Annotated in this window: 13 protein-coding genes; 7 read left to right on the forward strand and 6 right to left on the reverse strand. The window is 63.8% G+C overall.

Annotated features, from left to right (window positions below; all coding sequences use genetic code 11):
- Positions 1 to 35: 35 nt before the first annotated feature.
- Positions 36 to 2,480 carry a TonB-dependent receptor gene (locus tag LDN95_RS09205; protein ID WP_226017371.1) on the reverse strand — a complete coding sequence of 815 codons (2,445 nt, stop codon included), beginning with the start codon at positions 2,478 to 2,480 and terminating at the stop codon, positions 36 to 38.
- Positions 2,481 to 2,879: 399 nt separating this feature from the next.
- On the opposite strand from LDN95_RS09205, the gene LDN95_RS09210 reads away from it, so the two are divergent.
- Together LDN95_RS09210 and LDN95_RS09215 are read left to right on the forward strand one after the other, a co-directional pair.
- Entirely contained in the window at positions 2,880 to 3,959 is a 1,080-nt protein-coding gene (locus LDN95_RS09210; RefSeq protein ID WP_226017372.1) for a zinc-binding dehydrogenase, read from the forward strand.
- A gap of 1 nt (position 3,960) precedes the next feature.
- A complete protein-coding gene (locus tag LDN95_RS09215; protein WP_226017373.1) occupies positions 3,961 to 4,920 on the forward strand; it encodes an NAD(P)-dependent oxidoreductase in 960 nt (319 codons plus the stop codon).
- A 90-nt stretch (positions 4,921 to 5,010) separates the two neighbouring features.
- Here the strand turns inward: LDN95_RS09215 and LDN95_RS09220 are convergent, their stop codons facing one another.
- The 5 genes from LDN95_RS09220 to LDN95_RS09240 form a co-directional block, all read right to left on the reverse strand.
- Positions 5,011 to 6,624, reverse strand: a complete 1,614-nt coding sequence (locus tag LDN95_RS09220) for a GMC family oxidoreductase (RefSeq protein WP_226017374.1) — start codon at positions 6,622 to 6,624, stop codon at positions 5,011 to 5,013.
- Positions 6,621 to 7,808 carry a mandelate racemase/muconate lactonizing enzyme family protein gene (locus LDN95_RS09225; RefSeq protein WP_226017375.1) on the reverse strand — a complete coding sequence of 396 codons (1,188 nt, stop codon included), beginning with the start codon at positions 7,806 to 7,808 and terminating at the stop codon, positions 6,621 to 6,623. Before LDN95_RS09225 ends, LDN95_RS09220 begins: the two co-directional genes overlap by 4 nt.
- A gap of 31 nt (positions 7,809 to 7,839) precedes the next feature.
- Positions 7,840 to 9,162, reverse strand: coding sequence for an MFS transporter (locus LDN95_RS09230; RefSeq protein ID WP_226017376.1), 1,323 nt, complete (start codon positions 9,160 to 9,162; stop codon positions 7,840 to 7,842).
- 28 nt (positions 9,163 to 9,190) lie between these two features.
- Positions 9,191 to 11,254: a tetratricopeptide repeat-containing sulfotransferase family protein gene (locus LDN95_RS09235; protein WP_226017377.1), complete on the reverse strand. Its 2,064-nt coding sequence runs from the start codon at positions 11,252 to 11,254 to the stop codon at positions 9,191 to 9,193.
- Between the two features lie 142 nt (positions 11,255 to 11,396).
- The gene (locus tag LDN95_RS09240; protein WP_226017378.1) at positions 11,397 to 14,093 is read right to left on the reverse strand and encodes a TonB-dependent receptor; all 2,697 of its coding nucleotides are present in this window, start codon (positions 14,091 to 14,093) and stop codon (positions 11,397 to 11,399) included.
- Positions 14,094 to 14,674: 581 nt separating this feature from the next.
- Between LDN95_RS09240 and LDN95_RS09245 the strand changes: the two genes are divergently transcribed.
- The 5 genes from LDN95_RS09245 to LDN95_RS09265 are packed head-to-tail and all read left to right on the forward strand — an operon-like array spanning position 14,675 to position 21,100.
- On the forward strand, positions 14,675 to 15,895 hold the full coding sequence (locus tag LDN95_RS09245; RefSeq protein WP_226017379.1) for an aromatic ring-hydroxylating dioxygenase subunit alpha: 1,221 nt from the start codon (positions 14,675 to 14,677) through the stop codon (positions 15,893 to 15,895).
- Positions 15,885 to 17,144, forward strand: coding sequence for a cystathionine gamma-synthase family protein (locus LDN95_RS09250; protein WP_226017380.1), 1,260 nt, complete (start codon positions 15,885 to 15,887; stop codon positions 17,142 to 17,144). The genes LDN95_RS09245 and LDN95_RS09250 overlap by 11 nt, the downstream gene beginning before the upstream one ends.
- Positions 17,145 to 17,166: 22 nt before the next feature.
- Positions 17,167 to 18,642, forward strand: coding sequence for an NAD(P)/FAD-dependent oxidoreductase (locus LDN95_RS09255; protein WP_226017381.1), 1,476 nt, complete (start codon positions 17,167 to 17,169; stop codon positions 18,640 to 18,642).
- Complete coding sequence (locus LDN95_RS09260) at positions 18,642 to 19,847, forward strand: FAD-binding oxidoreductase (RefSeq protein WP_226017382.1); 1,206 nt, start codon at positions 18,642 to 18,644, stop codon at positions 19,845 to 19,847. The genes LDN95_RS09255 and LDN95_RS09260 overlap by 1 nt, the downstream gene beginning before the upstream one ends.
- Positions 19,844 to 21,100: a sarcosine oxidase subunit beta family protein gene (locus LDN95_RS09265; protein WP_226017383.1), complete on the forward strand. Its 1,257-nt coding sequence runs from the start codon at positions 19,844 to 19,846 to the stop codon at positions 21,098 to 21,100. Before LDN95_RS09260 ends, LDN95_RS09265 begins: the two co-directional genes overlap by 4 nt.
- Positions 21,101 to 21,113: the final 13 nt, after the last annotated feature.

Genomic DNA, 21,113 nt, shown 5'->3' on the forward strand with positions numbered 1-21,113 from the left:
GGCGCTAGCCCACCGCCGCCCGGTATGCGAGCCGCTTACTTGCCGAAGTGGTACGTTGCGGTGACGCCCCAGGTACGCGGTTTGGCATAGACGCCCAGCACATCGCCCCAGAAGGTCGATCCGTCGAAGGCGTACACCCGGTACTTGCGCTCGAACAGGTTGTTCACGAACACCGCCAGATCAAGATTGGTGCCCTTGGGCGTCAGACCGATCCGCGCGTTTTCGACGTGATAGGCCTTTTCCTGCTCGACCGGGGCGCACATCACCGTGAAGCAGAACTTGCCCGTGTAAAGCGCATCGGCCTGAACCGAGGCGCGGCCAATGCCGGTCTCGAACTCATAACGCACCAGCGCATTGCCCGAGAAGCCCGGTGCCTGCGGCAGGTTGTGCGTGACCGAGGTCGCGCCATCGGGCAGCAGCACGTTCTTGACTTCGCTGTCCTGAACCGCGCCGCTCAGTTGCAGCGTCAGCCCGTCGACCGGATGGCTCGTCAGGTCGGCCTCGATCCCCTTGATCTTGGCCGGCAGGTTGCGCACCACTTGTGCCGCGAACACCTGCACGAACGCCTGATAGTTCTGATAATCATAGTAGAACGCGGCCAGGTTGAACTGGGTAAAGCCGCCGATCTTGGCCTTCACGCCCACTTCATAGGCGTTGAGCGTTTCGGGGCGGTAGGGGATGTTGTTGATCGTGTCGATCAACTGGCCGGGGAAGGGCGTACCGGTCGAGAAGGTGAAGCCGCCCGACTTCGAACCGCGGTTGTAGCTGGCATAGATCAGCGTGTCCGGAGTCGGCTTGAAGTCGATTTCGGCGCGTGCGGTCACGCCGCTGAAGCTGGGTTCTGCCGCCGAAGGGCTGATCGTCACGCCCGATGCGCCGCTGCCGGTGCTCCACGAACCCGGCGTCACCGTGCCGGTCAAGTCGGTGTAGGAGATGCGGTCCGGCCCGAAGTGCAGCGACAAAGCGTAGGGCCCGCTGGGGGCTACCGCGTCATAGAAGCCGCGCTTCTTGTCGTGCCAGTAACGCACGCCGCCGATCAGCTTCCACTTGTCGGAGAACTTCCATTCGTCCTGCGCAAAGAAGGCGAAGCTTTCGGTGCGCTGGGTGAACGAGACGATCGGATCGTAGCCGTCGAACGGCGTGGCGTACTTGGCCTTGAACTTGCCGTCGATGATCATGCCGAAGCCGCCAAAGGTCAGGTAGTTCTGGCCGAAGGTTGCGGCGGCGCGCAGTTCCTGCGTGTACTGGCTGGTGTTAGCCCGCTGATAGAACACCGTGCCCGATTCATAGCAGGTGACGCTTTGCGCAGGCGCCGCGCACGGGGCCGGGCTGCGCGGATCGCCAAATTCGACATAGGGCAGTTCGGGCACGCCATCGCCCTGCTCGATGTAGAACTTCTTCAGGTGCTGGTAATCGGTGATCGACGTGACATCGAACGCGCCAAGGTGCGCGTCGAGGCGCAGCGTGGCGCCGAACACCTTGCGGTCGACATAAGCGTCGCCAGTGCCCGCCGTGCGCCAGGGGTTGCCGCCCTGCGACGGGGTAATCGACGGGTTCTGGTAACCGTTGCCGGTGGTGCCCACGGTGCCCCAGTACGAACACGCCTCGTTCACGCCAAGGAATTCGCCCTGGAACTGCGCGTTGGGGCAGGCGGGGGCGAGGGTGTAGTTGCCGGCCTGCCGCTCCTTGTCAGCCTCGGTATAGCGCAGCGTCAGCTTGGCCTTGAAGTCGGCGCTGGGCTTCCATTGCACGATGCCGCGCAGCGCCCAGTGGTTGTCGGCACCGCGATCGGCTTGGCCCGGCGTGATGTTCTTGATGTAGCCGTCATCGCGCGTGTACTGGCCCGAGATGCGTGCGGTCAGGTTCGGCGCCAGCGCGCCTGACACGGCACCTTCGATGATCGCCTGATTGTAGCGGCCATATGTGGTCGACAGGTAGCCATCGAGCTGTTCGGTCGGCTGGGCCGAGATGAATTGCACTGCGCCGCCGGTGGCGTTGCGGCCGAACAGGGTTCCTTGCGGGCCGCGCAGCGCCTCGATGCGGGCAAGGTCGAACACCGGGAAGCTGGCCGCCGTGATCGACGAGGTATAGCTATCGTCCTGATAGACCGCGACCGGCGGTTCCTGCTGATCGCCATAGTCGTTCTGCGACACGCCGCGAATGTTGTACACCACCTGCGACGAGCCATAGGCGTTGAACTTCAGGTTCGGCACCGCGCGCACCACGTCGGTGGCATTGGTGATGTTGAGCGACTTGATGTCCTTGCTCGACAGCACCGATACCGCGATGCCAACATCGTTGACCTTCTGTTCGCGCCGCTGCGCCGTCACGACGATTTCGCCCGCTGCCACGGCGGCTCCATCAGCCTGCGGAGCGGTCGATTGTGCGAAAGCCGGGCTGCCAGCGCCCAGCACGAGGCCCAGTGCGAGCGCCGTGCCCGCCGTGCCGATGAAACGATTCTTCCCCTTGAGCGCTGCCATGATGACCTCCCTGGGTGCCGATCCGCTGTCGGCACGCTCTGTAGGGGAAAGGTGCCGCATTGCCTGCCGTGCGGCAAGAATGCGCGGGCAAAAGGATGGTGCATGAAAAATGCCCAAATGTCATGAAAATGAATTAAAATCATGAGGTTAGGCGTCTATGTGTGGATTACTTACGCTGATTCTACAGATAAGAATCTTCAATAGATGACGCGATCGAGCGCTCGCCGTGCCGTTGGCGCCAGCAGTCCGGCCTTGCGGATCTGGTCATGCCTGGCAGTTATGGCCCCTTCCGATTTTTCGGCTTGCGCTTGGCGGCAAGACCGTATCCGTTCGGACTACCGGTATGGCGGGTTGGGAACGGGGTGGCGATATGGCAGGAAGTGCGATCAGGGCTGGCCGATGATCCCGGTAATGATGCAGGCGGTGCTGCTGACCGGCAACGGCGGTTTTGATATGCTGAGCCTGCGCAACGATGTGCCGGTGCCGGTTCCCGGTCCGCACGATGTGCTGGTCCGCGTTCGGGCGGCCGGGGTCAACAACACCGACATCAACACGCGCACTGCGTGGTATTCCAAGGGAGTGACCGAGGCGACGCAGACCGGCGGCGCCGATGGTTTTGCCGCCGCCCGCAGCGAGGATTCGGGCTGGACCGGCGCGGCACCGGCATTCCCGCGCATTCAGGGCGCGGACGCTGCTGGACGGATCGTGGCCGCAGGGGCTGCGATCGATCCGGCACGCATCGGCGAACGGGTGCTGGTTGAGCCGGTTTTTCGCGGCTCCAGCCGCTTTGCGGCAACTTATTTCGGGTCGGAAGTGGACGGCGCCTTTGCCCAGTATGCGCTTGTCCCGGCGGTCCACGCCCACCGCATCGAAACAGGGCTGAGCGATGTCGAACTCGCCTCGTTCCCTTGTGCTTATGGGGCGGCGGAGAACATGTTGACCCGCGCTGCTGTCGTCGCGCGTGAGCGGGTGCTGATCACTGGCGCATCGGGCGGCGTCGGCTCGGCAGCGGTGCAACTGGCGCATCGGCGCGGGGCCAGCGTCGTCGCCGTGGCAGCAGCAGACAAGGCGGCGGAGGTTGCCGCACTTGGTGCCGCACACGTCATCGACCGCACGGCCGACCCCCGCGAACTGTTCGGCCACGACCATTTCGACGTGGTGATCGATGTGGTCGGCGGCAGCGGCTTTCCTGCGCTGCTCGACGTCCTAAAACGCGGCGGGCGCTATGCCGTGGCAGGCGCCATCGCCGGGCCTGTGGTAGACCTCGACTTGCGCACGCTCTACCTCAAGGACCAGACCCTGCTGGGCTGCACGATCCTTGCGCCTGAGGTGTTTCCCGCTCTTGTCGGCTATATCGAACGCGGCGAAATACGTCCGCTGGTGGCCGCGACGTATCCCCTTGCCGACATCGTTGCCGCGCAGCGCGCTTTTCTGGAAAAGCGCCACGTCGGCAAGATAGTTCTTGTACCCGGAGACTGACATGGCTTTGAAAATCGGATTCATCGGACTGGGCAACGTCGGCGGCAAGCTGGCCGGAAGTCTTGTCCGCAATGGCCATGATGTGACGGTGCGCGACCTTGACCCGGTGCTGGTCGACGGTTTCGTCGCGCGCGGGGCCAAGGCGGCCGACAGCCCGCGCGAACTGGCCGAGGCGGTCGATGTGATCATCACCTGCCTGCCTTCACCCGCCGCCAGCGCTGCCGTGGCCGAAGGGCATGACGGCTTCCTGCCCGTCCTGCGCGAAGGCCAGGTCTGGCTGGAAATGAGCACGACCGACTACAACGAAGTGCTGCGACTGGGGGCGCTGGTGCAAGCGACCGGCGCTTTGTTCATGGAATGCCCCGTCTCGGGTGGGTGCCATCGTGCCGACACCGGCAACATCGCGATCTTCGCCGCCGGCCCCCGCGAAGGGTTCGAACGCGTGCTGCCCGTGCTCAAGACGCTGGGCCGCCGCATCCTGCACACCGGCGACTGGGGCACCGCTTCACAGTTGAAGGTGATGACCAACTACTTGTGCACCGCGCATCTGGTCGCGCTGGCCGAGGCGCTGACCGTGTGCAAGGCCATCGGGCTGGACATGAACACCACGTACGAGGCCATTCGCATTTCGTCGGGCAACAGCTTCGTGCACGAAACCGAAAGTCAGGTGATCCTGAACGGCAGCCGCGACATCAACTTTACCATGGATCTGGTCAGCAAGGACGTGGGCCTTTTCGACAAGATCGCGCAGGAAACCGGCGTTCCGGTCGAACTGTCACCGCTGATCGTGCGCCTGTTCAAGGAAGGCGAGGCCGCCTATGGCCCGCGCGAGCTGTCGCCCAACATCATCCGCCGTTACGAGGAACCGCTGGGCATCAAGGTGCTGGGCACCGGCTTCCCCGCCGAAATGGTCGACGATGAACCCGAAGAGCCGGGCTACGAAGTGGTGCCACGCCGGTAAGGCGGTTAAAGTACGAGCTGGGGGGACTGAGGTAGGGTAGACGAATTTACCCCAGTTTCACCCCAGTTTCACCCCAGTTTCACCCCAGTTTCACCCCAGTTTCACCAGTGCCGCACCCTTTTCGGCGACCATCACCGTTGGGGCATTGGTGTTGCCCGAGGTGACGGTGGGGAAGATCGAGGCGTCGATCACGCGCAGACCGCCGATGCCGTGTACGCGCAATGCATTGTCCACCACCGAGGTCGCCGGGTCCGGCCCCATGATGCAGGTGGACGTGGGGTGATAGACGGTATCGGCGCGCTCGCGGAAATCGGCCAGCAAAGCCTCGTCGCCCTGAATTTCGGCGCCCGGCACCAGTTCCTCGGTGATGATGTCCGACAGCGGCGCGCTGGCGACGATGGTGCGCAGCAACCGCACCCCGATCCGCGCCTGCTCGACGTCGTGATCGGTGGCAAGGTAGTTGGGATGAATGGCGGGCTTGGCGAATGGGTCAGCCGTGGTGATTTCCAGATGGCCCCGGCTGGTCGGGCGGCAGGCGTTGAAACTCAACAGGAAAGCGGGGAACGGGTCAGGATTGAGCAAACGCCGCGCCGCGATGGGCGTGCGGGTATAGCTGACCGGGCTGAAATAGAGCTGGTGCGTCGGGTGTGGATCGGCTGCATTGCCGCGCACGAAACCGCCCGCCTGATTGACGCTCATCGACAATGGCCCACGCCGGTCGAACAGATAGCGCAAGCCTGCCAACAGCTTGCCGCTGAACGGGCCAAGCACGTTGTTCAGCGTCGGCACGCTGGTGCGGTAGAAATAGCTGACCGCCAGATGGTCCTGCAAGTTGCGGCCGACAGCGGGCAGTGCCTGCACCACCGGAATGCCCTTGTCCTGCAACAAGGCGGGATCACCCACGCCCGACAGTTGCAGCAATTGCGGTGAGCCGATGGCGCCAGCGCACAGGATGACCTCGCGCCGCGCCCGGATGATCCGCTCGCGCCCGCCCTTGCGATAGGCCACGCCTACCGCCTTGCGCCCTTCGAACACGATGCGCGTGGCGTGCGCCTTCTTGATCAGGTGCAGGTTGGGGCGCTTGCGCACAGGGTGGTAATAGGCGTTGGCAGTCGATGCACGCCAACCACCGCGCGTGGTGATCTGGTAGATGCCGAAGCCTTCGCCATCCAACCCGTTGAAGTCGGGCGTCACCGGATAGCCGAGTTCGCGCCCGGTGTTCAGGAACCAGTTGCACAAAGGATGGACGCGCGCGGAAATGTCGGTGACATGCTGCGGGCCGCCCGCGCCGTGCCGTTCGCTGGGGCCAAGGTCGTGATCCTCGGTGCGGATGAACCAGGGCAGCACATCGTCCCAGTCCCAGCCAAGGTTCCCAGCCGCCCGCCAGTCGCGGAAATCCTGCGGAAAGCCGCGCACGTGCACCATGGCATTGATAGAGCCCGATCCGCCGACGACCTTGCCGCGCGGCCAGTAACTGCTGCGCCCGCCAAGGCCCGCGATCGGCTGGGTGTCGAACATCCAGTTGATGCGCGGGTCAAAGAAAGTGCGGCCATAACCGATGGGCAACTGGATCCAGATCGACAAGTCCGATCCGCCTGCCTCCAGCAGCGCAACCTTGCACCACGGGTCTTCGGACAAGCGGCTGGCGACGACGCACCCGGCCGTTCCTGCACCCACGATGACGTAGTCGGCTTCCTCGATCATCGGACCGGATGCTGCGTCATCTCAAGGTGCAGCATCGTGCCGGTATAGGGATTGGCGCGCGCTACATCCTCATCCAGCTCGACGCCAAGGCCCGGCTCGTCGGACGGGATGACGTTACCCTGTTCGAAGTGGATCGGTTTTTTCAGGATCTGGGCATGGAAGCCGCCCCAATCCTCGATCCCTTCCAAAATCAGGAAGTTGGGCGAACAGGCCGCCAACTGGATATTGGCGGCGCCCACCACGGGGCCACAGTACAGGTGAGGGGCAATCTGCACGTGCCGCGCCTCGGCCATCCCGGCAATCTTCTTGGCCTCAAGCAGGCCACCCACCCGGCCAAGGTTGACCTGCAGGATCGCCGCCGCACCGCAATCGAGCAGGCGGGCAAAGTCGTACTTGGTCGCCAGCCGTTCTCCCGTGGCGATGGGGATCGACGTGGCGCGCGCAACTTTGGCCATTTCCTCGGGCGCGTCGGGCGGTACGGGCTCTTCCAGCCACAGCGGATCGTAGGGTTCCAGCCTGCGCGCCAGCCGGATCGCACCCGCTGCGGTCATCTGCCCGTGGGTGCCGAACAGCAGGTCGGCGCGACTGCCCACCGCCTCGCGCAACTGGCGGGCAAAGCGTTCGGACAGATCGAGCGCTTCAAGCGACAACTGCCGCCCGTCGAAAGCGGAGTACGGCCCGGCCGGATCGAACTTGAGCGCGGTGAAGCCCAGCGACAGGTATTCGGCCGCGCGTTCCGCCGCCAGATCTGGATCGTGATAGACGTCGGTCCGGTCCCCGGGGCGCGGGTAGATGTAGGTATAGGTGCGCAAGGTTTCGTGCACCCGGCCGCCCAGCAATTTGTGCACCGGCTGGCCGGCCGCCTTGCCCACGATATCCCAGCACGCCATTTCCAGCGCGCTCAGCACGCCCGACATGGTCAGGTCGGGGTGCTGGGTGAACCCGCTGGAATAGGCGCGACGCCACAGAGCCTCGATATCGTGCGGATCGGTGCCCGCGCCGTAACGGGCGAACACGTCCTCGATCAGCCGGGCCACCAGATGCGGCTCGAACGGCACGCCATAGGCCTCGCCAACGCCGCTGATGCCACACGCGGTGGTCAGCTTGACGAACACGAAGTAGCGCCCGCCGAAACCGGGTGGCGGATTGCCGACAACGAACGTGGCGATGTCCTGAAGCTTCATGCGAACGCTCTGGCCTTGTCGCTGGTCCGGGTCAGTCGATCACGCCGATGGCGCGATGCTGGTCGGCCACGATCGTGCGAGCGGCCATGAAGTAGTGGAACGCTGCCCAGAAGCCCGTGGGGGCCAGGATCAGCAAGGCCGAGCGGAGTGATGCGGCATCCGCGCCGGCCGGCCCGGCAAACCAGTCGCTCAACAGGCCCACGCCTTGCGGGGCGATGATCAGGTTGAACACGTTGGCGATCAGCAGGGCGATGGCGCTGAACATGGCGCGCATCTTGGGCGGAGCAAGGTTCTGGCCGAGCGCGAATGCCGGACCGATGTAGAAGTAGACGGCGGGCACGAAGATCCACAGCGCCACTTTCGCCACGATCAGCGAATGGGTGTAATAGGCGACGATCGATGGGATCGTGGCAAGCGCCGTCACAATCCCCAGCAGGTTCACGATCTTGCGCGGGTCGGTGTACGAAGGGCGCGCGAGCAACCATGCGGTCAGCAGTGAGGCCGAGATGCCCATGACGAGATGGATCGGCCCGATGATGCCGCCAGCGGCGCCAACGTCGAGGTTGTAAGTGCGTTGCAGGAAAGTGGGCGTGAACCACATCAGGCCCCAACCCCACAGTGCCGAAACGCCGCTGCCCATGATTACGTGCACGGCGGACTTCTGGCTGACGCAAAAGCGCAATGTTTCAAGCACGGTAGGGTTGTCGCCATGGTCCTGCGGCTTGTCGAGGCACCCGCGCGAGGGTTCGCGAACGGTCAGCATGATCAGCCCGGCCAGCAGCACGCCGGGGATGCCGAGGATCAGGAACGCCGCGCGCCAGCCATAGGCATGCGCGGCGGCACCCGCCATATCCGCCCCCAGCCATGCCCCGATCGGGGCGCCAAGGCAGAAGATCGTCAGCGCCATCGGGCGCCGCGCAGCCGGAAAATAGTCGCACACGATCGAGTTGCACGACGGTGTGCCGCCTGCTTCGCCGATGCCCACGCCGATACGCGCCAGCAGCAGTTGTGTGTAATTGCGCGACAATCCGCAAAGCGTGGTCATCACCGACCAGATCGTGATCGATGCGGCAAGCAGATTGCGGCGGTTGTAGCGGTCGGCGATCCACGACAGCGGAATGCCCATGGTCACATAGAAAAGCGCCAGTGACACGCCGGTCAGGAACGCGATGCCACTGTCGGTCAGGTGCAGTTCAAGCCGGATTTCCTCCAGCACCGTCGACATCACGTAACGGTCGGCGATGTTGATGGTATAGGCCAGCATCATCACGAACAGGACGTACCAGCGCACTGTGAATGAGCTGTTCAGCGCGCTTTCGGAATCAGCCGCACTTGTCATACCGATGCCTGCCATTCGTGCCGTCCTGTCCTGATTGTCTGTGTTATGGTGCCAGATCCGGCCCGAGCGCTGCACGCAGCGGTTCGAGCCAGGGGGCAAAATTCTTCCATTGGTCCAGCCCGTCGCGGAAGATCGGCTGGCGGACCTGTTCGGAACTGGGCGTGCGTACGCTGCGCCGGGTCTTGTGGAACTCGACACAAGCCGGTTCGAAGGCGAGGCCGCAATAGTCCAGAATGCGCCGGACGCTGCCTTCCAGATCGTTCACCACGTCCTCATGCTGCACGCGCAGCACCCGGCCGGGCAATACCGCATCCCAATGGTCCATAAGGTCCACATAAGTCCGGTAATACCGCGCGATATCCTCGATTCCGTACGTGAATTCCTGCCCTTGCGCGAACAACTGTTTGAAGTTGCTGAAACAGCACGACATCGCATCGCGCCGCGCATCGATGATACGGGCCTTGGGCAGGGCCAGATGGATCAGGCCGATGTGCCTGAAATTGTTGGGCATCTTGTCGATGAAATAGGGGCGCCCCATCACCCGGTTGGGCATCGTGTCGGCAATGTATTGCTCGCCGAAGCGGCGGATCGTCGCCGCATCAAGCTCGGGCAGCACGGCCGGATAGCGCGGATTGTCGAAATCAAGCTCGCGGCCCTGCAATTCGTGAACGATGCGCTGGATATCGGGCAGTTCCTGCGTCCCTTCGACCTGCGAATGCGAGGCGAGGATCTGCTCGATCAGCGTCGATCCCGAACGCGGCAGGCCAAGCACGAAGATCGGCGCCGGATCATCGAGCCCCCAGCCGATCCGTTCGGCAAAGAACGCGGCCGTGCACACGCGCTTTTGTTCGCGGGTGTTCGTTTCGAAGACGGTCGGAATGTAGCCGTTCGATGCACGGTGCAAGGTGTTGCCCTGCGCGTAGGCCGCCCATGATCCGGCGAAGTCGCCCTGATCCTCAAGCGCCTTGCCCAGTGCGAAAGCGATATGGACCCGGTCGATGTCGGCAGTGGTGGGGGCGTCAAGTCGCTCGCGCATCACTGCGATGGATTCGGGCGCAAAGCGATATGTCTTTAGGTTGGCGAGGCTCCACCATGCATCGCCGAAGTCGGGGCGGTCGGCGGTTGCCGCCATGTAGGCGTCGATCGCCTCGTCGGTGCGCCCCTCGGTCTTGAGCGCATGGCCGAGCCACAAATTCAGGTCGGCGCGGTGCACACGCGCATCCGGCGTGTCGCCGGTGGTTTCGCGAAGCATCTCAAGATAAACCGGGATCACGCCCTCAAAATCGCCCAACCCGACCTGGATCGTCGCGGCCTGCGTGCGGTGCGCGTGATTGGTGGGATCGAGTTTGAGCAGCGGCTCAAGCTCTGCCCGAGCCTGCGGGAACTTGTGCCGCGCGATCAGCACCTGAACGTACTCGTGCCGCGCTTCGTGGTGATCGGGCACCATCGCCAGAACGCCTGCATAAAGCAATTCGGCGTCATCGAGCACGTTGCGCATGTGGCCGATCTGCGCGAGCAGACGCATCGCCTCAGGATGATCGCCGACTTCGAGCAGAAAGCGGCGGATCAGCGCCTCTGCGGCGTCTACCTCATCGTCGGCGAACAGCACCTTGGCCTGCACGACTGGCGGCGGCAGGCTGGCAAGGTGGGCGCAATGGCGCGCGGCGAGTTCCGCGCTCCTGTTGTCGCCGGTCATGCGATAGAGCCCGTCAAGCATCCGCCAGCCCATCGTCAGGGCCGGATTGATCCCTACGGCGGTGCGAAGGTCCGCGATCGCTGCGGGTGCATCGCGCAGGACGACATGGCAAAGGCCGCGTTCGAGAAACAACTGGCTGAAGCGCGGATGATGGTGCGCCAGCCGTTCGAGTGCTGCCAGCGCCGCCTCGGTCTGCTTCGTCATGCGCAGCGCATGCGCTTCGATCAGCAGCAGATCCCGGTTGGCGGGATGCAGCGGCAGCAGGCGCTTTGCACCGGCGGCGGCGGCGGAATAATCACCACGTGCCTGAAGGGCGTGCAGTGACTGGAGTTCTGCCTGAAGCGTGGTTGCGCCATGCCGGGCCAAGGAGGAATTTTCGGAAGATGGAGGCAGATCGATCTGGGTGGCCATTTACGCATCTTCCTGTCGGCACTTGCCGCGTACCCAGCAAATCCGCGCAACACTACATTTTGGGCAATGCTTTAGAACTGTCAGAGATAGTTGGGGGTGGCGCCTCTGGCCCCACCCCCTCAGTCATGGTGTCAGAATGCGATCACAGCTTGGTCGCGACCTTGATGCCGTACGTCAGCGGACGCACGATGGTCGAGGTCTTGATGAACTGCGACGAGTTGGTGAAAGTTGCGGCGTGGCTGTTGAAGATGTTGTCACCGAACAGGGTCACGGTCCAGTTGTCACGCGTAAAGCCGATCTGCGCGTCGGCCAGCGCGTAACCATTCATCTTGTACCGCAACACGGTGGTGCCCGGAACGATGATCCCGTTCGAGGTGACGCCGTTGCCGTTGCCCGGAACGTCACCCGAAGGATACGTGCTCGGCTGGTTGTAGTAAGAGCTGGTGTAGTTCACGCCAGCACCGACGAACCAATCCATTCCGCCCTTGCCTGCCCATTCATACCGGGCGCGGATGTTGCCCTGGAAGTGCGGGCTGAACGGGGTGGTCGTTCCGGGGTTGCCGAACGGGCTTTGCACATCCTTGACGGCACCGCCCGAGAACACCTGCGTGATGCACTTGCCGAAGCTCGACACACCGGGGTTGTTGGCGATGAAGCAAGGCGAATTGGCCTGCTTGCTGTCGTTGTACGTGGCCGAACCCTGAACCGTCAGGCCGCTGGTGGGCCGGGCCACGATCTGAACTTCGGCGCCCTTGATATGATAGGTCGGGCCATTGACCGCGAACGCGGTGTTGCCGAAACCTGCCGCCGGGTTGAAGAAGCCGATCTGGATGTTTTCCCAGTTCATGTAATAGGCCGAGAGGTTGAACGTGACCTTGTGGTCAAGCAGATCGGTCTTCAGGCCGGCTTCCCAGTTGGTCAGGTTGTCGGGCGCATAGGCGGCCGGAACCAGCAACTGCGGGGCGTGCGGCGCTACCGGATCCTTCACGCGGGCCGAAGAACCACGGTTGAAGGCGCCCGGACGGAAGCCTTGGCTCCACGTTGCATAGAGCAAGGTGCCCGGCTTCGGCTTCCAGGTGATCGAGGCCTTGCTCTTGAACCCGTTGTACGACGACCTCAGGTTCTGCGCATCGAGGTTCGAACCGGTGGCGCAGACCGGAACCTGATAGCAACTACCGTTGAACGAGGAATAGACCGAGCCGGTTTCGTATTCCTTGTAATAGTAGTGGCGCGTGCCGCCGGTGAGGGTCAGATTCGGCAGGATGTCGAAATCGACCGACAGGAACTGCGCGTACTGCTTGAAGCCGCGCTGGGTGTCTTCACCGAACGCCACACCCGGACCACGGGGCCCTGCGACGTTCAGCGTGGCAGCCGGGTTCGGTGCGACAAGGCCGAGGCAGACGGTGCCGGCGGTCTTGATCTGCGTCGCGGTGAGCGAGGGATCGCACGACGGGATCGTCTTGTAATCCCAGTCCTGATTGTCCTGAATCTTGAGCGATTCGTAATAGACACCGGCGATTGCACGAATCCGGCCGGTATCAGGCGTGCTGATGCGGAATTCGTGGCTTTCGTGCGTGTTGCGGACCTTGTCGGTCCAGTAGCTGTTCGGCTCGTAGCAATAAGGTGCCTTGCCAACGTTCCAGTAGTAGTTGGCACCGCCGGTGCATTGATAGAAAATGCCGTACGTCGAGCGCGCGTAGTTGGTATAATCGCCCTGCTGCGAGATATGGCGGGTCAGATAGGCGCCGGTGTAGATTACCTTGAAATCGCCGATCTTGCCGTTGAGCGTCCACGCCGTGTTCGAGTAGTCATCCTTGTTGTACTGCGGCGAGAACAGCGTCGAGGACAGGCCGGTCAGCGGCGCATAGTCGTACGTGTACGTCTGAGTCGCGAAAGTGCCCTTCGATTCAAGTTTCTGGTAGGCTTCGCTGACCAGCAGGTCCCAATCCGGCGCGATCTTCCAGCCAATCGAGACGCGGCCACCGGTGTAGTCGACCGGGTTGAAGTTGTCCTCGACCAGCGAGTTGTTGTCGTACTTGCCCTGGCGCGACTGCTGGTCCGGGGTCAGCTTGTTGCCGTTACCTTGATAGGCCAGATAGTATGAACCGAGGTCGCTCGGCTGGCGGGTGAAGGTCGAGTACTTGTTGTCGATATAGCCGCCATGGTGGTCGGTATACAGCACAGCGCGGATCGCCAGCTTGTCCTCGATGATCGGCACGTTGACGGTCGCGTTGAACGCGCCGTTTGCCGCGCCACCGGCGGTGCCGCCGAAGCTGCCTTCAAGCCGACCCTCGAACTTGTCGAACTTGGGCTTGTTGGTGATGTAGCGGACCACACCGGCCTGCGCGCCGCCGCCGAACAGGGTGCCCTGCGGCCCTTCGAGCACTTCGACGCGCTCGATGTCTGCGACATAGATGTCGACGTTGCGCGCCGGGAACTGCATCGACTGGTCATCGAGGTAGAGCGCGACGTTCGGGAAGCCGCCGATCGTGGCAGAGGACTGCTGGCCGGCGAAGCCCGCCGACAGGCCGCGCAGGAAGATCGCGCCCTGGCCCGGACCATTGTTCGAGAAGGTCACGTTGGGGGTGTACTTGAGCAGGCCGTCGATCGAAGTGACGTTGAGCTTGCTCAGCGTGTCGGTGCTGAACGCCTGCAGGGTCAGCGGCACGTCCTGAATCGACTGATCGCGACGCTGCGCGGTCACGATGATGACGTCGCTCTGCGGACTTGCGGCGGCGTCGGCAGGCTGCGGTGCAGCCTGCGCCAGCACGGGCGTTGCGCCCGCACCAAGCGCGGCCATCACGACCACCGCGCAGGACAGTTTCAAACTGGACTTCATCGTTTTCCCCCCTTGTTCGGACCACAACGATCCGCGCCGGTATACCGGATAAGCCTGTTCGATCGGGAGTGGCGAGCGAAGGAGCCCTGGAGCCGGACGGTGATCGATTTGGCGAAGTCTGCGTTCGGTTTCGATTGCAGGTTCGACAACAGACCGAGGGTGGCGGACGCCCATCAAGGGCGGCTGACAGCCGTCAGGAATGCGCAGTGCGTTGAAATTCCCCCGCTTTTACTCCCCTTAGCAGTTCTTCGACGACCCAATTCAGTGAAGCTTATGTGAAACTCTTGTAGAAATCCACACCCTGCACGTTTTGCCACGGACGAGGCCTGGCAGGGCTTGCCGAATGGCCACACTTGTTCGGCAACAGTTGCAAACTGAAATGCATATCGATGATTCGTAACGGTAATTTGACAATCTGACGGCGAGCTTTCGCCTCTCTTACAGGGGCTTGCGGCAGGCTTTCCACCCTTTTCAGCATAGTACGTACGATTTTGCCATGACGGCATGACGAAAACCGATTGGCTGGCGCTGGCGCAATGGTTCACCCCGGCCTCGAATTCAGGAGATTGCGGTTGCCAGCCATGAATGACCTTGCCCGGATTGCCGCCCTGCTCGATCAGCGCCCCGAAGGCCATTGCCTGCCGCAGGGGCTTTACAACGATCCGGTCGCGTTCGCGTTCGACCAGCAGGCGATCTATGGCACAAGCTGGATCATGGCAGGGTTCGCTTGCGAATTGCCCCGGAGCGGCAGTTATCTGTCGCAAATGGTCGGAAGCTGGCCGATTCTGATCGTGCGGGGCCGCGACGGCGTGATCCGGGCGTTTCACAACAGTTGCCGCCATCGCGGTTCGATCCTCTGCCAGCCCGGTAGTGGCCATGCGCCGCGCATCGTGTGCCCTTATCACAACTGGACCTACGATCTGGAAGGGGCGCTGCTGGCCGCGTCGCGCATGGGCGATGACTTCGACAAGGCCAGCCACGGCCTCAAACCCTTGCGGATCGAGGAAGTGGCGGGCGCGCTGTTCGTGTGCTTCGCCGATGAGCCGCCGCCGTTTGCCGACTTTGCCGCCAAGTTGCAGACCTATCTCGGGCCGCACCGGCTCGACCAGGCCAAGCTGGCGTTCGAAAGTACCATCAGCGAATCCGCCAATTGGAAGCTGGTGATGGAAAACGGGCGCGAGTGCTATCACTGCATCACCGGCCACCCCGAACTGGCGCGGACATTTCCGGTCGGCATGTCCAAACATTTCGACGTGGCGGCAGACGAGCGTGCGAAGGCGTTTCTCGAGACGATGGCCGCCAACGACCTTGCTACAGATGCGATCGAAGGCGACTGGTGGCAGCTTGCACGGTTTGCGCTGAACCCCGAGGTGCGTTCGCTGTCGATGGATGGCAAGCCGCTGGTCAAGAAGCTGATGTGCGAGGCCAATGGCGGGGACATCGGCTCGATGCGCCTCGCAATCGATCCGCACTGCTTCGTCCATGCCACGGCGGACCACGTGTTCATGTTCAGCGCGATGCCGGTTTCGCCGACCGAAACCCACGTCACCGGCAAATGGCTGGTGCACAAGGATGCGGTCGAGGGTGAGGATTACTCGGTCGATGAGCTGGCCAAATTGTGGACCGTGACCAATCTGCAAGACAAGGAACTGGCCGAAAACAACCAGAAGGGTGTGAATAGCCCCGCCTACACACCGGGTCCGTATTCGCGCGATGCCGAAATGCTCGCCCTGCGCTTCACCGACTGGTACTGCAACACGGCCAGAAGCTACCTCGAGAGCCAGTCCGCCGATGTCGTCTGATTCGACTGCGAACCTTCATCCCGAAACGATCGCGGTCGGCTGGGGCTATGACCCGGCGTCTGCGCTGGGGTCGGTCAAGCCGCCTGTCTATCTTACATCTACGTTCATCTATCCCAGCGCCCAGCACGCCAAGGACGTGCACGAGGATTTCTTCCTCGGCACCGGACCGCTGGCGGGGCAGGGCGGCAAGATCTACGCCCGGCTTGGCCACCCCGGGCTCGACATTCTGGAAAGCCGTCTGGCGGCGATCGACGGCGCCGAGGATGCCGCGGCCTTTGCCAGCGGGATGGCGGCGCATTCTTCGATCGCGCTGACCTTTTGCCAGCCCGGCGACAGCGTTTTGCACGGCCGTCCGATCTATGGCGGGGTCGACATGCTCTATGGCTCGGTCATGGCCGGGTTCGGGGTGCATTGCGAAACCTACCTTGATGGCACCGATCCCGATGCCGTGCGGGCAGCAGCGCAAGCGGCGCTGGCGAAGGGGCCGCTGGCGCTGATCGTCGCCGAAACCCCGGCCAACCCGACTGCCGCGATCGTCGATCTTGATCTTATGGTGGCTCTGGCCGACGAGATCGGCGCACAGCAGGGCAGGCGTCCGCTGGTGGTGGTCGACAATACGCTGCTCGGCCCCTTCGCCCAGCGTCCGATTGAGCGGGGCGTCGACTTGTGCTTGACCTCGCTGACCAAATACGCGGCAGGTCACAGCGATTTGCTGGCGGGCGGGATCAGCGGTGCAAAGGATTTGGTAGCCAAGCTGAAGGCCTTGCGCACCACATGGGGCAATCACCTCGACCCGTTCACCGCATGGCTTGTAGTGCGCAGCCTGGAATCTGCCGCGGTGCGGATCGAGCGTGCCATGGCCAATGCGCTGAAGGTTGCCACGTTCCTGCGCGATCATCCCAAGGTTGCGGGCGTCACCTTCCTAGGCTTCCTGCCCGAAGGATCGCGCGCGAAGGCGGTGTACGATCGCCAGTGCAAGGGCGCCGGTTCGACATTCTCGTTCCATGTCCATGGCGGCGAGGCGGAGAGCTTCCGCATGCTCGACCGGCTGCGTCTGCTCAAGCTGGCGGTCAGTCTGGGTGGTTCTGAAACGCTGATCTGCCATTCGGCCACGACCACGCACTATGCCCTGACCCCTGAAGCGCGCCTTGCAGGCGGCATCACCGACGGCACGATGCGACTCTCGGTCGGGCTCGAACATCCCGACGACATCATCGCCGATCTGGCGCAGGCGCTCGAAGCCGTCTGACTTTCCGCGAGCAAGTGATCCCATGACCCAGACCGCCCCTTCAGCTTCCCGCAAGTTTGACGTCCACGCGCTGGATGGCAAGCTGCCCGCGCCCGAAATGCGCTATGATGTCGTGGTCGTCGGCGGTGGCCCGGCCGGTATCGCGGCCGCGCGCGCGGCAGTGGCGGCGGGCAAAACCGTGCTGCTGGTCGATGAAAACCCGGTGCCCGGTGCGGCGATGGGCAACGACGTGCCGCTGTTCTTCGGCGGGCGGATGACCACCGCCACCTTGCAGGCCGACCGCATGGTCGAAACCGTGTTCACCACCGAACCGGCGCTTGAAGCAGCGATGGAGGATGGCGTCGAGGTACTGCTCGGCACGTGCGCCTGGGGCGTCTATCGCAATGGTCCTGCCTTTGCCACGCTGCCTGAGAACGTGGTCGCGCTGGCAGACTCCGCGCGTGCATGGCTGGTCGGCTATGGCGAACTGGTGCTGGCAACCGGCGCGCGCGATCTGGCGATCGGCTTTCCGGGATGGAACCAGCCCGGCGTAATGGGCGCGCAGGCGCTGACGATGCTGCTCAGCCGCTACGAAGCCTTTTCAGGGCGGCGCGTGCTGATCGTTGGCAGCCACGATCTGGCGCTCGAAACCGCACTGCTCGCGCGCGACAAGGGTGTGGCGGTGGCAGGGCTTGTCGAATTGCGCGATGCACCGCAAGGCAGCCCCGATCTGGTCGAGGCAGTGCGTGGAGCACAGATCCCGATCCTGACGGGTGAGGTTGTGGCGCGGGCCGAGGGCGGCATCGATGGCGTGGAGCGCGCGGTGCTGCGTTCGGGCGCGGTGATCGAGGCCGATACGATCTGCCTTGCCATCGGCCTGATCCCCGCGATCGAGCTGGTCGATGCCATGGGCGCGCCGCGCGTGCTCGATGCCGCGCGCGGCGGACACGTTCCGGGGCCTGACGCGGGTTTGCGCTTTGCCGGGCTGTGCGCGGGGCTGCCCGATACCGGGTTCGATCATGTTGCCTACCGCATGGACTGGGCGCGCGAACTGGGCGCGGTCAGCGCGGGCGACACCATCGTGTGCCAGTGCGAGGAAGTGACCCGCGCCGACCTCATCGGGGTGCAGCCGCCCAACTATCTGCCTCGGCCCGACGCCTTGCAGGCGCGCTCGCTGTGTTCGCTGCTGGCCGATGGCCCGGCCAATCAGGACCAGATCAAGCGGCTGACCCGCGCCGGGATGGGCCAGTGTCAGGGCCGCCGGTGCCGCGATCAGGTGGCGATGATCCTGGCGCTCGAAGCGGGCAAGCCATTCGGGTCGATCCCGCTCGCCAGCCACCGCGTGCCCGTCCGTCCGATCCCCTTGCGCATTCTGGCCGACTGGGAAGAGGATGAGGCGATGCGCGCCGGGTGGGACGTGTGGTTCGGCATCCCGACTCAGTGGACGCCCTATCGCGACATCGGCACCGAACGCGAACGCGAACATCAAATCGCCATCGCGGAAGGATGGAGCCTGTGATGACCTACGTTGGTATGCCCACCCCGCGCGAAACGCCGCAGGACACCATGGCGCGTATCGCTGACACCGCGCGCGGCATGAAGGTGGTCATCGTTGGCGCAGGCGTCAGCGGGCTTAGCGCCGGATGGTGGTTGGCACGCTCGGGTGCGCAGGTCACCGTACTCGACAAGGGCATCGTCGGCTGGGAGGCGTCGGGCCGCAACGGCGGCGGCGCCTCGCACTACCAGAGCCCGCTGTTCGAGGAAGAGCAGCGCATGTGGCCGCTCATGGATGAATTGCTGGGTTACCCCACGGAGCACAGCAAAGAGCGCATCGTCATGGCGGTAACGCCCAAGCAGCTCAACCAGTACCACTACCTCGCCAAGATGAACAACGACATGGGTTACCGCGTCGACCTGCTCGATGGCGATCAGGTGCGCACGATGGTGCCGCTTGCGGGTGACAACTGCCTTGGCGGGATGCACTATCGCTTCGGTGGCCATGCCAACCCGCAGCGCACGGTGCAGGCTTATGCCTGGGCGATTCAGGATCTGGGCGGACGCATCGTCCAGCACAGCCCGGTCACCGGCTTCCATACGCTGGGCGGCAAGGTCGTGGGCGTCGACAGCCCGACAGGGCGGTATGATTGCGACGCGGTGGTCGTGGCCGCAGGGCCGCAGATCACCGGGCTGATGGCGCAACTGGGTGTTGATGTGCCGCTGGCGGCGGCGCGCGCCGAGATGATCGTGACCGAACCGGCTCCGATGATGCCGCTGGGCGGCGTTGACGGCAACGGGCTGTACGGGCGCCAGACCCTGCGCGGCAACCTGGCCTATGGCGGCGGTCCGCACGAATGGATCGACACGCTGCCCGGCGGTCCTCCGGGCCGGCCGACTTCGCCGCTGACCCGCAATCTGGCGCGCCGTCTGGCAGAACTGCTGCCCAAGGCTGCGCATCTCAACGTCATCCGCAGTTGGGCGGGCGTGATCGAGAATTCGCCCGACGGCCGCCCGATCATCGACCGCATGGCGGACCCGGAAAATGTCGTTGTCGCCAGCATGTCGGGCGTGGGCTTCGGCCTGTCGCCCGCATCGGGCCACGCGGTGCGCGATCTGGTGGTCGAAGGCCGTTGCACCTTCACCGACATCGCCAAGCTGTCGCTGTCGCGCTTTGATGGCCTTGCGCCGAACTGGCGCGAACAGCAGGGATGGCTGAGCGCAGCATGAGCCGGTATTCCGCCCTTGGCCTGTTGCGCGGGGCTTTCAACGGTCAGAAGCACTGGCAACCGGCTTGGCGCGATCCCGAGCCGCGCAAGTCGTACGACGTGATTGTCATCGGTGGCGGCGGACATGGTCTGGCGACGGCCTATTACCTTGCCAGCGTACACGGTGTGCGCAACGTGGCGGTGCTGGAAAAGGGCTGGATCGGCGGCGGCAACACCGGGCGCAACACCACTCTGGTCCGCTCCAACTATCGCCAGCCGCAGTTGCACAACCTGTTCGAGTTCGGGCTCAAGTTGTGGCACGGCCTGTCGGACGAGTTGAACTACAATGTCATGTTCTCCCCACGCGGCGCGATGTTCCTCGGCCATTCGGATGCCGACATGGCCAAGCTGGCGGAACTTGGCGATGCGATGCGCTGCGATGGCATCGACGCCGATCTGCTGACCCGCGATCAGGTCGAAAAGGTCGAGCCGCTGCTCGATTTTTCGCGCAACGCACGCTTTCCCATCGAAGGCGCGGTAATCCAGTGGCGTGCCGGCACCGCGCGGCACGATGCGGTGGCCTGGGGCTATGCCCGCGCCGCCGATGCGCTGGGCGTCGACATCATCCAGAAGTGCGAAGTCACCGGCTTCGTGCGCGATGGAGACGCGGTGATCGGGGTAGAGACCACGCGCGGGCGCATTCTGGCGGCGCGCACCGGCATCTGCGTGGCTGGGCACAGCGGCCACGTGGCGGGCCTTGCCGGATTGCGCCTGCCGATTGAATCGCAGACCCTGCAGGCGGTTGTCACCGAAGGCGTCAAGCCGATGGTGCAAAGCGTGATCATGTCCAACTCGCTCCACTGCTACATCAGCCAGTCGGACAAGGGCGGCGTCGTGATGGGCGGCGATCCCGACAATTGGCCCAGCTACGCAAGGCGGGGCCAACCGACGGTGGTGGAACACGCCATCGCGCAGGCCATCGGGCTGATGCCTGCGCTGTCGCGGCTGCGCATGTTGCGCACCTGGTCGGGCGTCACCGACATGAGCTTTGACGGCGCGCCGATCATCGGCCCGACGCCGATCGACAACCTCTTCCTCAACGGCGGCTGGTGCTATGGCGGGTTCAAGGCGACCCCGGCTTCGGGCTGGACTTATGCTCACACCCTTGCCACCGGGACGCCGCATGCGCTGAATGCGCCGTTCAGCCTCGAACGCTTCATGACCGGGGCCACCATCGACGAAACCGGGGTCGGCCCGATGCCGAACCATCGCTGAGCCGGGGCCGCCA

Origin of the sequence: Novosphingobium sp. FKTRR1 (assembly GCF_020404405.1) — a bacterium.
Classification (GTDB): domain Bacteria; phylum Pseudomonadota; class Alphaproteobacteria; order Sphingomonadales; family Sphingomonadaceae; genus Novosphingobium.

What these genes read in the sequence shown, in the direction of transcription:
- LDN95_RS09220 (WP_226017374.1), bottom strand. Translation starts at nt 6,624, where the DNA reads ATGATCGAGGAAGCCGACTACGTCATCGTGGGTGCAGGAACGGCCGGG.
- LDN95_RS09215 (WP_226017373.1), top strand. Translation starts at nt 3,961, where the DNA reads ATGGCTTTGAAAATCGGATTCATCGGACTGGGCAACGTCGGCGGCAAG.
- LDN95_RS09230 (WP_226017376.1), bottom strand. Translation starts at nt 9,162, where the DNA reads ATGGCAGGCATCGGTATGACAAGTGCGGCTGATTCCGAAAGCGCGCTG.
- LDN95_RS09225 (WP_226017375.1), bottom strand. Translation starts at nt 7,808, where the DNA reads ATGAAGCTTCAGGACATCGCCACGTTCGTTGTCGGCAATCCGCCACCC.
- LDN95_RS09245 (WP_226017379.1), top strand. Translation starts at nt 14,675, where the DNA reads ATGAATGACCTTGCCCGGATTGCCGCCCTGCTCGATCAGCGCCCCGAA.
- LDN95_RS09260 (WP_226017382.1), top strand. Translation starts at nt 18,642, where the DNA reads ATGACCTACGTTGGTATGCCCACCCCGCGCGAAACGCCGCAGGACACC.
- LDN95_RS09235 (WP_226017377.1), bottom strand. Translation starts at nt 11,254, where the DNA reads ATGGCCACCCAGATCGATCTGCCTCCATCTTCCGAAAATTCCTCCTTG.
- LDN95_RS09250 (WP_226017380.1), top strand. Translation starts at nt 15,885, where the DNA reads ATGTCGTCTGATTCGACTGCGAACCTTCATCCCGAAACGATCGCGGTC.
- LDN95_RS09265 (WP_226017383.1), top strand. Translation starts at nt 19,844, where the DNA reads ATGAGCCGGTATTCCGCCCTTGGCCTGTTGCGCGGGGCTTTCAACGGT.
- LDN95_RS09205 (WP_226017371.1), bottom strand. Translation starts at nt 2,480, where the DNA reads ATGGCAGCGCTCAAGGGGAAGAATCGTTTCATCGGCACGGCGGGCACG.
- LDN95_RS09240 (WP_226017378.1), bottom strand. Translation starts at nt 14,093, where the DNA reads ATGAAGTCCAGTTTGAAACTGTCCTGCGCGGTGGTCGTGATGGCCGCG.
- LDN95_RS09255 (WP_226017381.1), top strand. Translation starts at nt 17,167, where the DNA reads ATGACCCAGACCGCCCCTTCAGCTTCCCGCAAGTTTGACGTCCACGCG.
- LDN95_RS09210 (WP_226017372.1), top strand. Translation starts at nt 2,880, where the DNA reads ATGATCCCGGTAATGATGCAGGCGGTGCTGCTGACCGGCAACGGCGGT.